Source organism: Cytobacillus depressus (assembly GCF_008923245.1).
In the GTDB taxonomy this organism is placed as follows: Bacteria; Bacillota; Bacilli; order Bacillales; family Cytobacillaceae; genus Cytobacillus; species Cytobacillus depressus.
The window spans coordinates 287,902-301,361 of sequence record NZ_WBOS01000003.1 but is presented as its reverse complement, the minus strand read 5'-3'; the positions used below and the strand labels follow the sequence as shown (position 1 = coordinate 301,361).

At 41.5% G+C, this 13,460-nt stretch carries 10 protein-coding genes and 1 riboswitch; of the genes, 5 read left to right on the top strand and 5 right to left on the bottom strand.

Annotation, left to right across the window (positions count from 1 at the left end; translation table 11 throughout):
• Positions 1 to 141: 141 nt before the first annotated feature.
• Positions 142 to 285 (bottom strand): hypothetical protein, encoded by a 144-nt coding sequence (locus tag F7731_RS26440; protein ID WP_170289675.1) that lies wholly within the window; start codon positions 283 to 285, stop codon positions 142 to 144.
• 233 nt (positions 286 to 518) lie between these two features.
• Positions 519 to 625, top strand: a riboswitch (SAM riboswitch).
• A 135-nt stretch (positions 626 to 760) separates the two neighbouring features.
• Here F7731_RS26440 and F7731_RS10230 point away from each other — a divergent pair.
• Positions 761 to 1,966, top strand: a complete 1,206-nt coding sequence (locus F7731_RS10230) for a homoserine dehydrogenase (protein WP_151534678.1) — start codon at positions 761 to 763, stop codon at positions 1,964 to 1,966.
• A 78-nt stretch (positions 1,967 to 2,044) separates the two neighbouring features.
• Here the strand turns inward: F7731_RS10230 and F7731_RS10225 are convergent, their stop codons facing one another.
• A complete protein-coding gene (locus tag F7731_RS10225) occupies positions 2,045 to 3,190 on the bottom strand; it encodes a M20 family metallopeptidase (protein WP_151534677.1) in 1,146 nt (381 codons plus the stop codon).
• Between the two features lie 357 nt (positions 3,191 to 3,547).
• On the opposite strand from F7731_RS10225, the gene F7731_RS10220 reads away from it, so the two are divergent.
• Positions 3,548 to 5,002 (top strand): M14 family zinc carboxypeptidase, encoded by a 1,455-nt coding sequence (locus tag F7731_RS10220; protein WP_151534676.1) that lies wholly within the window; start codon positions 3,548 to 3,550, stop codon positions 5,000 to 5,002.
• 261 nt (positions 5,003 to 5,263) lie between these two features.
• Here F7731_RS10220 and F7731_RS10215 read toward each other — a convergent pair whose 3' ends face one another.
• Positions 5,264 to 7,096, bottom strand: coding sequence for a helix-turn-helix domain-containing protein (locus F7731_RS10215; RefSeq protein WP_151534675.1), 1,833 nt, complete (start codon positions 7,094 to 7,096; stop codon positions 5,264 to 5,266).
• A 261-nt stretch (positions 7,097 to 7,357) separates the two neighbouring features.
• Here F7731_RS10215 and F7731_RS10210 point away from each other — a divergent pair, with 261 nt between their 5' ends.
• The 3 genes from F7731_RS10210 to F7731_RS10200 all read left to right on the top strand — a co-directional run bounded on the left by F7731_RS10210 (position 7,358) and on the right by F7731_RS10200 (position 10,396).
• Entirely contained in the window at positions 7,358 to 8,536 is a 1,179-nt protein-coding gene (locus F7731_RS10210) for a M20 family metallopeptidase (protein WP_151534674.1), read from the top strand.
• A 181-nt stretch (positions 8,537 to 8,717) separates the two neighbouring features.
• A complete protein-coding gene (locus tag F7731_RS10205) occupies positions 8,718 to 8,918 on the top strand; it encodes a DUF3311 domain-containing protein (protein WP_151534673.1) in 201 nt (66 codons plus the stop codon).
• Positions 8,915 to 10,396: a sodium:solute symporter family protein gene (locus F7731_RS10200; protein ID WP_151534672.1), complete on the top strand. Its 1,482-nt coding sequence runs from the start codon at positions 8,915 to 8,917 to the stop codon at positions 10,394 to 10,396. The genes F7731_RS10205 and F7731_RS10200 overlap by 4 nt, the downstream gene beginning before the upstream one ends.
• Positions 10,397 to 10,615: 219 nt before the next feature.
• On the opposite strand, the gene F7731_RS10195 is transcribed toward F7731_RS10200, so the two are convergent.
• Positions 10,616 to 12,052: an NAD-dependent succinate-semialdehyde dehydrogenase gene (locus F7731_RS10195; RefSeq protein ID WP_151534671.1), complete on the bottom strand. Its 1,437-nt coding sequence runs from the start codon at positions 12,050 to 12,052 to the stop codon at positions 10,616 to 10,618.
• Positions 12,049 to 13,446 carry a hypothetical protein gene (locus F7731_RS10190; RefSeq protein ID WP_151534670.1) on the bottom strand — a complete coding sequence of 466 codons (1,398 nt, stop codon included), beginning with the start codon at positions 13,444 to 13,446 and terminating at the stop codon, positions 12,049 to 12,051. The genes F7731_RS10195 and F7731_RS10190 overlap by 4 nt, the downstream gene beginning before the upstream one ends.
• Positions 13,447 to 13,460 lie beyond the last annotated feature (14 nt).

Below are 13,460 nucleotides of genomic sequence, written 5' to 3'. Positions count from 1 at the left end.
TACTGAATTTAGCAGAAATAAAATAACTGCCCTGATCCATCTAGCGGGCAGTTGTTTTTGGAGGAAAATGTTTATTCCCAAGCAGTCTTTGCTAATTAAATTTCCTGCTAAGAGCCACTCATCAAATATCCAATCCGATACCTATTGTCTAGAATGCGAATTTTCCTTTTGAATTTTTACTTTTTTCGGGCGTCTTGGGAACGAAGCCTTGTCTTCGTCTGGACCTGTTATTGTGTTTCGCTCGTCGAGTTGGTCCCCTGTAATTTCGATCGGTCTTTCATCCATGAAGGTCACCTCCATTGTTGTGTTCATGCGTTATTAGTATGCCAATTGCAGCTGTATTTACTAAGGAAAATTCCATAGGCTGTAAGGCAATTAAAAATAGGCCCTTATAGTAAAAACTTAAGAGTCAAGCAAACTAGCACGAAGCTTTTACGATTGCCAAACAAAACCAACTATTGTATTGACGTAGCCCTTCAAAATAGTTATGATTATAAATAATTTCATAATTGCTAATCTTCTTATCAAGAGAGGTGGAGGGACTGACCCTGCGAAGCCTCGGCAACCAGCATTCAAATGCACGGTGCCAATTTCAGAGGAATAATCACAATTCCGAAGATGAGAAGGTGGAACGGATAATGTTATGTTTTTCTTGCTCCCCTTCTGTCTTATATGCAGAGGGGGTTTTTTATTTTTTCACCTGTGGCCATAGCCTTGTTCAAAACAAATTGACTAACAAAATAACAGGAGGAATGAAAACATGTCAGCCATTCATATTGCATTATTGGGATACGGTACGGTTGGGAAGGGTGTGTATCAGACCGTTCAATCACATCAGAAGAAGCTTCAGGCTCTTCTTGGAAAAGAAGTGAAAATCGTTGGGATTCTTGTGAAAAATATAAATAAGCACACCAAGCCGGATGAAGATGTTCTTTTAACAGATGATTTCGAAAAAATAATTACTCTTGACCAATTGGATGTTGTGATTGATGCCATCGTTGGAACAGACCCATGCTTTACCTACTTGCAGCAGGCGATTAAACGGGGCTGCCATGTTATTACGGCTAACAAGGAAATGTTTGCCCATCATGGGGGACAATTAAAACAGTTAGCAAGTGAAAATGGTGTTTCGCTTGGCTTTGAAGCAACGGTCGCTGGCGGAATTCCTGTTATTCAAACAATAAAACAATTGCTAAATGTCAACAACGTAGACAAAGTCCAGGGCATTCTTAACGGAACTTCTAATTTTATTTTGACAAAAATGAGAGAAGAAAACTTACCATTTGCGTCAGCATTGAAGCTTGCTCAGGAAAAGGGCTATGCCGAAGCCGATCCGACTAATGATGTGGACGGCTATGATGCCTTCTACAAAGCAGTGATCTTAAGTGAGCTTGCATTTGGCGAGGCACCGAATTGGGATGAATCAATCAGAGAAGGCATTCGTGGTATCACCCCGGAACAAGTCGAAATCTTTTCATCATTAGGTTTTCGATTTAAGCATGTCGCTTCGATTGAACGAACTGTTAGTGGTATTCAATGCACCGTAAAGCCTGTGCTTGTGAATGTACAGCATCCCTTTTACCATGTGGAGGGTGTCCAAAATGCTGTTTCCATTGACGGGGATATTGTTGGGAATATCAGTCTTCAAGGTCCAGGTGCAGGCATGCTTCCGACTGCAAGCGCGGTGATCGAGGACTTAGCACATATTAATAGAAAGAACTTACCTGAGGCATTTCCCAAACAAAAGCCAGAAGGAAATGATGCTTCCACTCTTTCCTTTTGGGCGATCGGCGGTGACGTGAATGCCTCGATTCTGCCTACCCCTATTGAAGTGATTGATAGAATTCATCCGAATGTGTTAATCGTTCGAGCACCGGAAGAGACTAAATATGCGATTCATTTGCCAAATGTTCATGCCTATCAAATTCTTGGGGATGTGGCGTTTAGAGGAGCGGTTTTAAATTAAGAAAAGCACGGGGACGGTTCTCGTGCTTCTCTATAAATTAGATGAAGCACGAAGCAAAAGAACCGCCCCCCCCTTGTTTTATAGCTTTTTCCCTAATCCCAAAATCAATAAAGCCACCAACGCACTCCGAACAGGCATTTGAGAAATTAGTAAATGTTCATGCCCTGCATGGGCACCATCCCCGACAGGACCTAAGCCATCAAGAGTTGGGGCAAACTGTGAGGCAAAGCTTCCGTCACTGCCTCCACCGCTCATTTCTTCTTCTAAATCGAAATCTAAATAAGTTTTAGAAAACTCCTTGGCTAACTGAAACATCTTTTTGATTTCTGCTGTTTTTTCAAGAGGAGGTCTGTTTATGCCCCCTGTCACATCAATCGTAAGCCCCTCTTTAGATGGCTGTAGGTTTGAAATGAAAGGAAGAATCGCATCAAACTGTGACTGATTCGTTACACGTAAATCTACCTCTGCTTCAGCTTCGGCTGCTATGACATTGGATGCGCTTCCGCCATTTATGACTCCTACATTTAAGGTAATGCCCTTATTTACATCTGATAAACTATGTAAATATAGGATAATCCGCGCAAGCTCTTCAATGGCGCTAATCCCCTTCTCAGGTTCTATTCCGGAATGCGCGGCACGGCCAGTTAGCTTAATATGAAACATGCCAACGCCTTTTCGTGATGTTTTTAATTTTCCTGATGTAGAGCTGGCTGATTCTAGAACTAAAACGTACTTACTCTTTTTCGCTTCCTCTTCGATTAAAGATCTCGAAGTTTCACTGCCGCTCTCTTCATCGGACGTGATAAGCACGACGACTTTCGTATTCAAGGATACCCCCATCTCACGTAAGGCATGTAGAGCGAAGATCCCCTGAACAATGCCCCCTTTCATATCAAAAGTCCCTGGTCCGAACACTTTGTCCCCATCGATGCAAAATGGCATCGTGTCAACGGTTCCCTTTGGCCAAACCGTATCCATATGCATTAATAAAAGAATTTGTTCATCACCTTCACCAAACTCTGCGCGAAGATGATTCCCTGCATGCGCATTTTCAATAATCGCAATCTTGCCCCCTACATATCGGATAAAAGTTTCCCTAATCTTTTCACCGAGCCTGTCTACCATTTCCTTTTCCTGTGAGGGTGATTCCATTTCAACGAATTGCTTTAATAAATCTACCATCTCTGATTCTTTTTCTTTTAAAAACTTCACGATCTTTTCCATACGGCTACACCTCGTTTCAGTGACTACATATCTAATACTATACAAAAATCTCTTTCTCCTCCCTAAGAAGGTGATTTTTGCTTTCACCTTTATTCTTATGCAGCGAATGCATAAGTGATAATACTACTTAGCTCCTAAGTAATCCGGACAAAAGGTGTCTGAACCCTATTGGTATGCCTTCCTTCTCTCCACCTACTTCAAGATTGTCCATTCCCGGCGGAAAAACCCCTCATTTGTCCACGGCGGGTGTCTGACACCCCTCTATACTTTTCTCGTAAATTATGGGAATATAGGAAAGGGTTTTTTGCTTTAAAAATATTATTAGACTACTAGATTCATTTATTAAGGAGTGATGAAGTGAAGTTTCAGAAACTGTTAATTTCTTTTGCTATTATTATCGTTATTTTTATCGTCAATCCCTCTGAAAGCCAGGCTGCAAATATTGTCAATCCAAAACAAATCTATACATACGAGGTCATGGTTCGGGATATTGAAGCTTTAGCCGCTCGATACCCTCATTTGATTAGTTATAAAACAATTGGAAGCAGCGAATACGGAAGACCAATCTATGCCGTTTCACTAGGAACTGGAGATGCGAACCTTTTCATTAACGGCTCCCATCATGCTCGCGAATGGATTTCTACAAACTTAAATATGTATATGCTGGAGCAATATGTAAAAATGTATGAAGGAAATCAAACCTATGGGGGTTACAATGTAAAAGATTTATTGGGGAATACTACGATTTGGTTTGTTCCGATGGTGAATCCAGATGGGGTGACATTGCAGCAATCTGGACTGAGCAAATTTCCAAAGGATGTCCATAGCTCATTAATAAAAATGAATATGGGCAGTACCAATTTTAAAAGATGGAAAGCGAATGGAAAGGGTATTGATCTAAACCGCCAATATAATGTGGATTGGGCCAATATCAAAAACAATGCAAGCTCTCCAAGCTGGAAAAACTATAAGGGAAGTGCCCCGGAGCAAGCTTCTGAGGTAAAAGCTCTCGTAAAATTCACAAAAGAAATAGATCCTGAAATGACCATATCCTATCACACAAGTGGTGAAATTCTTTATTGGAATTACCACCACAAACGGGTTTACGAAAGAAATTATGCACAAGCAAAGAAGATTAGCCAGCTTACTGGTTATAGTCTTGTTAAGCCTGGCCCTTATCCGGCAGGCGGAGGTTATGCTGACTGGTTTGTTGCTAAATATAAAAGGCCGGGTGTTACTCCTGAATTAGGTCGATATGCAGGAGACACGAATGTCCCATTATCGGAATTTGACCGAATTTGGAATCAGAATAAATATATGGGATTATACGCAGCGAGCGAGAGCAACAAGCTGTATCTTGCAAGAGGCGGAAAACCAAAACCTAAAGAAGTCAGTGTGAACATCGACTCTCAGTTAATCAAATTTGACCAATCCGCTTTGTTAATGGATGGAAGTACTCTCGTACCTATTAGAGGAGTGTTTGAACATCTTGGCGCCACAGTTGAATGGATACAAGCAACAAATACAATTCGTGCAAAAAGTGGCTCAACCAATATTGAGTTAAAAGTTGGTTCTAAATTAATGTTGGTTGATGGTAAATCAATTACCCTTGGTGTTGCTCCACAAGTAATCAACAATCGAACATTAATTCCACTGCGTGCGGTGTCCGAAGCCCTCGGTGCCTATGTAAGTTGGGATGGGGCAACAAGCACAGTTTATATCATCTCACCGCCTATCAAAGAGGTTGAGCCGCCACCAGCTAAAGACGAAGATACCTTGCCAGCTGATGAACAAACACAACCCGATGTATGATGGGATATCCTCTGATAAGTAACATGACTTGATATTTTTTGGATATAACGGAATCGAAGGCTCTATGGAGAGAAGAAGCTCTCTGTAGAGCTTTTCTATTTTTAAAAAGTGACCATTCCATTCCAGTATGACAAACTCTAAAAAAGCACTCACAATCTCACATTTATTGGTTTTTACCCCATTAAATTCACTTCGGCCCCCTAACAATGTACACCCTCAGTAGATTAAATACTTATTTGTCCACGGACGGTGTCTGACACCCTATTTCTTACCCTTCAAAAACGGATACAAACTCACAGCCAAATGAATATTTAGAAACTGCTGGCTATCAGATAGGCTGATTGAAAGAATTTCTTCGATTCTCTTTAAGCGATAGGTTAATGTGTTGGTGTGAACATGGATTGCTTCGGCCGCTTCTTTGGCATTTTGATTGTGTTCGAGATAGGCGAAAAGCGACGGGAGCAGTTCGCCTTTTCGGGTTTGGTCATAAGCGATCAGCGGACCAATGGCATCGTCGAGGAAATCCAGGAGATCCTCTTCGGAATTTTGGAAAAGGAGCCTTTGGACACCGAGGTCTTTAAAGCTGATGACTTCCCCTTTTTTCCCATAACTATGAAGGAATTGCAGACATTTTGACGCTTCCTCTATCGATTTCGTTGCCTTCAATAAGGTCGAATGAATTCGTCCAATTCCAATGGAAATGGTCGTTCCCCAATTTTTTAAATGAATTTCCTGTTGAAAGTTTGAAACGAGCTGTTTAACTTGATGGAACGCATAAGTATTGGATACCTTTTGCTGAAAGGTTAAAAGAAGCACAATTTGATCATGACCGCCGACCGTAATGCCATTTAACTGATTATTTACAAACAGCCGATTCGATAATTGAACGAGATGGCGAATAATGCTGTTCCGCTTATGCTTTTGATCCAATTCGTCCATTCTTATGATAAGCGTCAAATAGTCAGCCATCGGGTCAAAATTCATCTGTTTTGCCTTTTGCAAAATGGAATTATTCATTTTCCCCGATAATAAAACATCAATAAATTCCCCATTTATCCTTTCCTGTGCATCAAAAATCGCCTGCTCCTTCACCATTTCAAGCGAAATAACTGTACATGCGTGCTCTAATGCCGCCACATCCACATCGCGAATTTCTTCAGGGGCAGCAATAATAAGTGTGCCAAAAAGCGTTGGCTTTGCCCCAATCGGCAAGATCGTTAAAAATGGATTCTCCCGCAAATCCGCTTCTATTAAAGTGTGAACCGTTTTCAGTGAATGCATCGATTCCTGCGCCTTTTTCCGAATCAATAACAAATCCTCTTTGTCAATATGATGGGAGTAGGCATAGGAAATCATTTCTCCAAGATCATCAAATAACAAAACGGTATGGCCTGTCTTCTCATGTAAGTAGGCGATAATTGAATCGAGCCCTTCTCCGTGAAGCACAAGATTGGCAAGTCTTTTATGAATATCAACCGAACGGGAGAGCATATGATTCTGTTTAGAGATCATGTCATTCAAATATTCAAGCTGCTTTACAGCTTCTTCCTGCTCATGATAAAGCTTTGCCTTCTCAATCGCTACTGCCGCTTGATGAGCAATCGCTGTTAAAAGATGGATATCTTCTAAAGTAAATTCGAGCGAAGGTTCAAATGAATCCAGTGTAATAACACCGATGCAATTCCCTTTTAGAAAAATTGGAGCAGCAATCGAAGAATACGGCAAGTTTGGAATGGCCTCTAGCATATAATGAAGGTTTTCTTCGGATAGATCCGCAGTCGCTTTTTCCACTTCTGCTCTATTGCGGAAAATTAAACATTTCCCCGCTGAAAAAGCTTTGCCAGACATAGATTCACCAGGCTTCAGCCGCACTTGACTAATCATTTCCCCATTGACATTGCTCTCTGTTTTCGGAATTAAGCGCCCTTGTTTTTCATCATAGAGCAATAAAACCCCACCGTTGGCCGCATCAATGACGGAAACGGTTTGGACCATGATTGAATGAATAATCGTATCAATGTCGAGGGACGAATTCAACACATTGGAAACATGTATTAATGATTGAAGCTGCCGATGAGTTAACGTTTCTTTCAATGCTCACCTCTCCCTTTTTGTCGAAGTTTTTGTTATTTTAACAAATTATATTGAAAAAATGTGTATTTTGCTAAGGATTTAGATAGAAACGAGTCTTTTTTTGTAGTTTTTCACAAGTTGTTTGGTGAAATTTTTGTTGAAAAGGACATATTATATTTTCCGATAAGTTTTATAATTGCAAATACAAGGAATTTATTTAGCAAAACGGTTAAATAGGAAGCAGAAGAAACGTCCCTTTGCTTCAAATAGGAGTTGTAATGAATGAGTGTAAATACAAATTTAAATCAATTAGCAGGTGACTTAAAGGAACAGGTAATTTCTTGGAGAAGACATTTGCATCAACATCCAGAGCTTTCTTTTCACGAAGAAAAAACAGCTCAATATGTATATGAAACGTTAGAGTCGTTCGGCAATTTGGAGCTTTCTCGTCCGACGAAAACAAGTGTAATGGCACGCCTGATCGGTGCTCAGCCGGGAAAAACATTGGCAATTCGCGCAGACATGGATGCTTTGCCGATTCAAGAGGAAAATACATTTGAATTTGCTTCAAAAAATCCAGGTGTTATGCATGCTTGCGGTCATGATGGACATACGGCGATGCTGCTCGGAACAGCTAAGATTCTTTCTGGATTGCAAGACCAAATAAAAGGAGAAGTCCGTTTCCTTTTCCAGCATGCAGAGGAGCTTTTCCCAGGCGGGGCTGACGAAATGGTGGAAGCTGGAGTGATGGATGGCGTTGATCTTGTTATCGGCACTCATCTTTGGTCTCCACTCGAATTCGGGAAAGTCGGCATTGTGTATGGGCCAATGATGGCTGCACCTGACACGTTCTGGATCACGGTGAACGGCAGAGGCGGACATGCCGCATTGCCCCATCAAACGATTGATTCGATCGCAATCGCCGCTCAAGTGGTAACGAATCTTCAGCATATCGTCTCTCGAAATACTGACCCGCTTGATAACCTAGTTATTTCGGTCACACAATTTATCGGCGGAACGACACATAACGTCATTCCTGGATCCGTTCAGATTTGCGGAACAGTCCGCAGCTTTGATCCAAATCTTCGTGAATCCATTCCTGGAAAAATGGAACGCATTGTGAAAGGAATCACGGAAGCGCATGAAGCTTCTTATGACTTCAAATATCAATTTGGCTATCGTCCAGTTATTAATCATGAAGAAGTAACAAGTGTCGTTGAAGAAACCGTTCGTGAAGTATTCGGCGAGGTAGCGATTGATATGATGAGACCAAATATGGGGGGAGAAGATTTCTCTGCCTTCATGGAAAAAGCACCTGGCTGCTATTTCTACGTTGGAGCTGGCAATGAGGAAAAAGGCATTACGTATCCTCACCATCACGCCCGCTTTACGATTGATGAAGACGCATTGGAAATCGGTGTTAAAACTTTCCTCCATGCGACATTTAAATTTTTAGGGTAAGAAATGACAGGAGATTGGACAGGTTTTGGGATTTTACCAATAACTTGTCCAAATTACTTGGCTTACTGGACAGGTTTCAGGCTTTTTCTAATAGCCTGTCCAAATTACTTGGTTTATTGGACAACTTTCAACGTTTTACCAATAACCCATCTAAATCATCTTAAGAATTGGAGGTTCAACTATGAAACTGCATCACTTCGTTGCTTTAATCCCCTTTATCGGAATATTCGGCGGAATTGCTTTCGCCAATAAAGTAACACCTTATGTGTTAGGGATGCCTTTCATCCTCTTTTATCTTGTTCTGTGGGTCTTTCTTACATCAGGAATTATGGCTATCGTTTATAAACTTGACCCCAAGAATAAGGGAGGAGAAGAAACATGAATATCGCATTAATTATTATATTCGGCTTTTTACTATTATCTATTTTTCTAGGAATCCAAGCGCAAAAAGGAAAAGATATGACGCTTGAACAATGGTCTGTCGGCGGACGCGGCTTTGGTACGCTTCTCGTATTCCTTTTAATGGCTGGGGAAATTTACACAACCTTTACATTTCTAGGCGGCAGCGGCTGGGCTTACGGCAAAGGCGGCCCTGCATTTTATATCCTCTCTTACGGGTGTTTAGCGTATGTTATGTCGTACTTTTTACTTCCTAAAGTTTGGAAATATGCAAAAGATCATAACTTAATGTCACAATCAGATTTTTTTGTTAGCAAATATAAAAGCCCATACCTCGGTGTGTTTGTTTCCATCGTTGGGGTTGTGGCCCTCATTCCATACCTCGTTCTGCAAATTAAAGGACTTGGCATAATCGTTTCCGAAGCATCTTACGGGACCATTTCTTCGACGGCAGCCATCTGGATCGGGGTTTTATCTGTAACGGTTTACGTCATGATTTCAGGGATTCACGGATCAGCGTGGACAGCGATTATAAAAGATATTTTGGTTCTTGGTGTCGTTGTATTTCTAGGACTTTATTTGCCATTCCATTATTATGGTGGGCTTCAGCCAATGTTCGAAGCAGTAGAACTTGCAAAACCGGGACATTCAGTCCTTCCGGAAAGTGGATTAAGTGTTTCTTGGTTCATCTCTACGGTTCTATTAACGGCACTTGGCTACTATATGTGGCCGCATAACTTCGGTGCAGTGTATTCTGCGGAAAACCAAAAAGTGTTCCGCAAAAACGCCATTGTCATGCCGCTTTACCAGCTCATTTTATTGTTTGTTTTCTTTGTTGGATTTGCTGCTATTTTACAAGTGAAAGGTTTAGATGGAGCAGAAGGTGACCTTGCACTTTTAAGACTTTCTATCCAAACGTTTGATCCATGGGTAGTCGGCTTAATTGGCGCTGCTGGATTATTAACGGCCATTGTTCCGGGATCGATGATCTTAATGGCATCTGCTACGCTAATTTCCAAAAACATATACAAGGTTTTCGTTCCGAATGCAACCGATCAGCAGGTTGCCAAATTAGCAAAGAGCTTAGTTCCAGTCGTCGCCATGATCGCTCTATATTTCACATTCCAAGGCGGAGATACACTCGTTACTATACTATTGATGGGATACAGCTTAGTGACACAATTATTCCTGCCATTAGTCTTTAGTTTAAGCAAAAGGAATTTCGTAACAAAGCAAGGAGCATTCGCAGGAATCGCCGTTGGTGTTGCGACAGTAGCCTACATTTCGATCAGCCACACAACCATCGGTACCCTATTCCCTTCACTACCACAATTTATTAAGGATTTAAACGTTGGGGTTATTGCATTAGTTATGAACTTGATTGTTATGATTGTGGTTAGTCTTGTGACGGGAAAAATGAAGCAAGAAGTGGAGCATGGGGACGGTTCTATTGCTTCTTAAAATCTAGGAAACATGGGGACGATTCTTCTGCTTCCTGCATGAAGCGAGGGGGACATTGAGAAAGACTCATCGTCCCAGTTATTAAGATTACGTACAACCAGCTCCAAACATTTTGAAAAAGAGGATGAGCCATTAACGCTCATCCTCTTTTTCATAGCTTTAAAGAAACAAAGGGACAGTTCCCGCGCCCTACTGAAGCAAAAGAACCGTCCCCCTGCCCTAAACCTTCATCGAAACATACTTAATTTCCAAGAATTCATCCAATCCGTAGTGCCCGCCTTCTCGGCCAAGTCCACTTTCTTTCATGCCTCCAAAAGGAGCTTGGGCAACGGAAGGAGCTCCATCATTCACACCGACGATGCCGTATTCCAAGTTTTCGGAGAACCAAAATGCCTTTTTTAGTGACTGTGTATACACATAGGCAGCTAAACCAAATGGTGTAGCGTTTGCCCTTTCGACCGCCTCAAGGTCGGTGCGATAAGTGCTTATAGGTGCGAGGGGACCAAAAGTCTCTTCCTGCATGCATTGCATATCATCCGTCACATTTGAAAGAACAACAGGTTTCATGAAGTATCCCTTGTCCGTGTGAATGGTGGAATCTTCATGCAAAACGGCACCTTTTGCTACGGCATCATCTATTTGTTTTTGGACTTTGGCCACTGCTCTTTCATCGATGAGCGGACCAATGCTGACATTTTCGTCAAGTCCATTTCCAACTTTCAACCCTTTAACCGCTGCAATGAATGAAGACAAAAATTCATCTTTAATCGATTCATGGACGTAAATTCGGTTTGCACAAATACAAGTTTGTCCCGCATTTCTGAATTTCGACTGAATGACGCCGTTTACTGCTTCTTCTATATCTGCATCCTCGGCAATAATAAACGGAGCCAGACCGCCAAGTTCAAGCGACACTTTTTTTACCGTATCAGCAGCTTTTCTCATTAAAAGCTTTCCAACCGGTGTTGACCCAGTAAATGTGACTTTTTTGACTCGAGGGTCTTCCATCCATACGTCAACCATTTCACCCGGGTTTTTCGTTGTTACCACATTGATCACCCCGGCAGGAATACCTGCCTCATGCGCACAATCAGCAAGTAGATACGCCGTAAGCGGGGTAAGTTCTGCCGGCTTAATAACAACTGTACATCCAGCAGCAAGTGCAGGAGCAACCTTTCTTGTAATCATCGCAGCAGGAAAATTCCATGGAGTAATGACAGCAACAACCCCAACTGGCTGTTTTTGCACAAGTATTCTCTTATTTCCTGATAAGGCAGGAATCGTTTCTCCATAAATTCTTTTTGCTTCTTCGGCATACCATTTCAAGAAGCTATTCGCATAGTTCATTTCGCCTTTTGCTTCGGATAAAGGCTTTCCTTGTTCTTTTGTTAAAACAGCCGCGATTTCATCTGTTCGCTTTTCAATCACCGCAAACCATTTTTCCAATAATTCAGCTCTTTCATATGCGGTTGTCTTGGACCAGCTGCTAAATGCTGAATAGGCTGCATCAACTGCCAGCTTTGCTTCCTTTTGTGTAGCATTTGGAACAGATCCGACAGTCTCAAAAGTTGCTGGATTTTGCACAAGAATTTGGTCGGCTGTATCAATAGACTCTCTATTTATATATAAACCGAAATCCAACGTGTTTTTTGTCATGATACTTTTTTCTCCTTTTTGTCTTTTTCACTTGAATGCTGTGTAAAGAGTTTATCATCTTCCCCTCTTAAGAAGTCTTTTCCGTAGAGAAGGAAACATAGTAATATTCCTGCTGCAAATGCCATAGTTGCACCTTTAATTACAAGAATAGCAGCGACAACACCTGCGATTCCTAAATCACGTTGACTTGTTGCCTGCATAACACCAATTCGAACGCTAACATAACCTTGGACAAGCAATGTCAGAGCTAAAGCTACCCCTAGGATCGGTTGAACTAAGCTGACAATTGGTAATAATAATAGTCCGGTATTCGTACCCCAGCGGAAAGATCCTGCGCCTCCAAAAAAGGAATTCATCGCTTTTTTTCCTTCTTTAAAGCGTTCAACAATTACAACCTGCATAGCCGCCCACATCGGACCTGCCATTGTAATATCTGGGCCAATTATACTCATCAGCATATTTCTCCCACCGAAAATTAAATGAGCCCGGTTTGGATTGTAATCCACTTTTTCATCTTTTCTTACAACATCTGATTCAGAAAGCAATGCTTTTGTTTTAAGAACATCACCGAAAACCACCAAATAGGTAGCTAACACAGCAGGTACTGCTTTTACAAAAAAGAGGAGTGCAGGAAAGCCTAATCCGAAAACGGTATATTCTGCCCATAGTGTGGCAAAATCCGGTTGACTGAATCCCCATTGAATTACGGGCCATTTAGCTTCTCCAGCTAGCGGAGCAACAATAACTGCGAGCAAAATAGCTGGGAGAATTCCAAGGTTCCCCAATAGAGCCAATGCTTTGTTCCTTTTTTTGATTTGTTCAAAATGCTTTGAAAAAGTAAGGTAGAAGGCAAAACCGATACAAATCGTAACAGTGAGCGGGAATAATTCGAATTTCCCCCCTACTTCAAAGATGGAAACGATCGCTCCAATCCCAGCACCAAGAATGATTCCTGACTTAATGGCATTTGGCACCATATGAACAACTTTACTAGCTAAGCCGGTAAGACCAAGAATAATAGACAAAATACCTAATGTTAACTGAAAAGCAATCAGCGCATAAACTCGATCAGGTCCCTCCTCAAATTGCTTAACAAACAAGACGATGAGTGGAATAGCCGGTGTAACCCAGCCTGGAATGACAGGATCACCTAATATATGATGCAGTAAATAGAGCAAGCCATTTAATATAACAACCGCTAAGGCAACTTCAAATGGCATCCCTAGATAGTCGGCTAATAGAGTAATAGCCCCTAAATCAACCGCACACATTAATAGACCTTGAACGTAGTCAGGCCATTCGAACCGGTAATGGACAAATGGAATACGAATTTTAAAAGGACCTGCAGGAATATAAGGTGCTTCAGAGCCATGCGGGCGATTTTTCCACTTCATATGCTTTTTCCTCC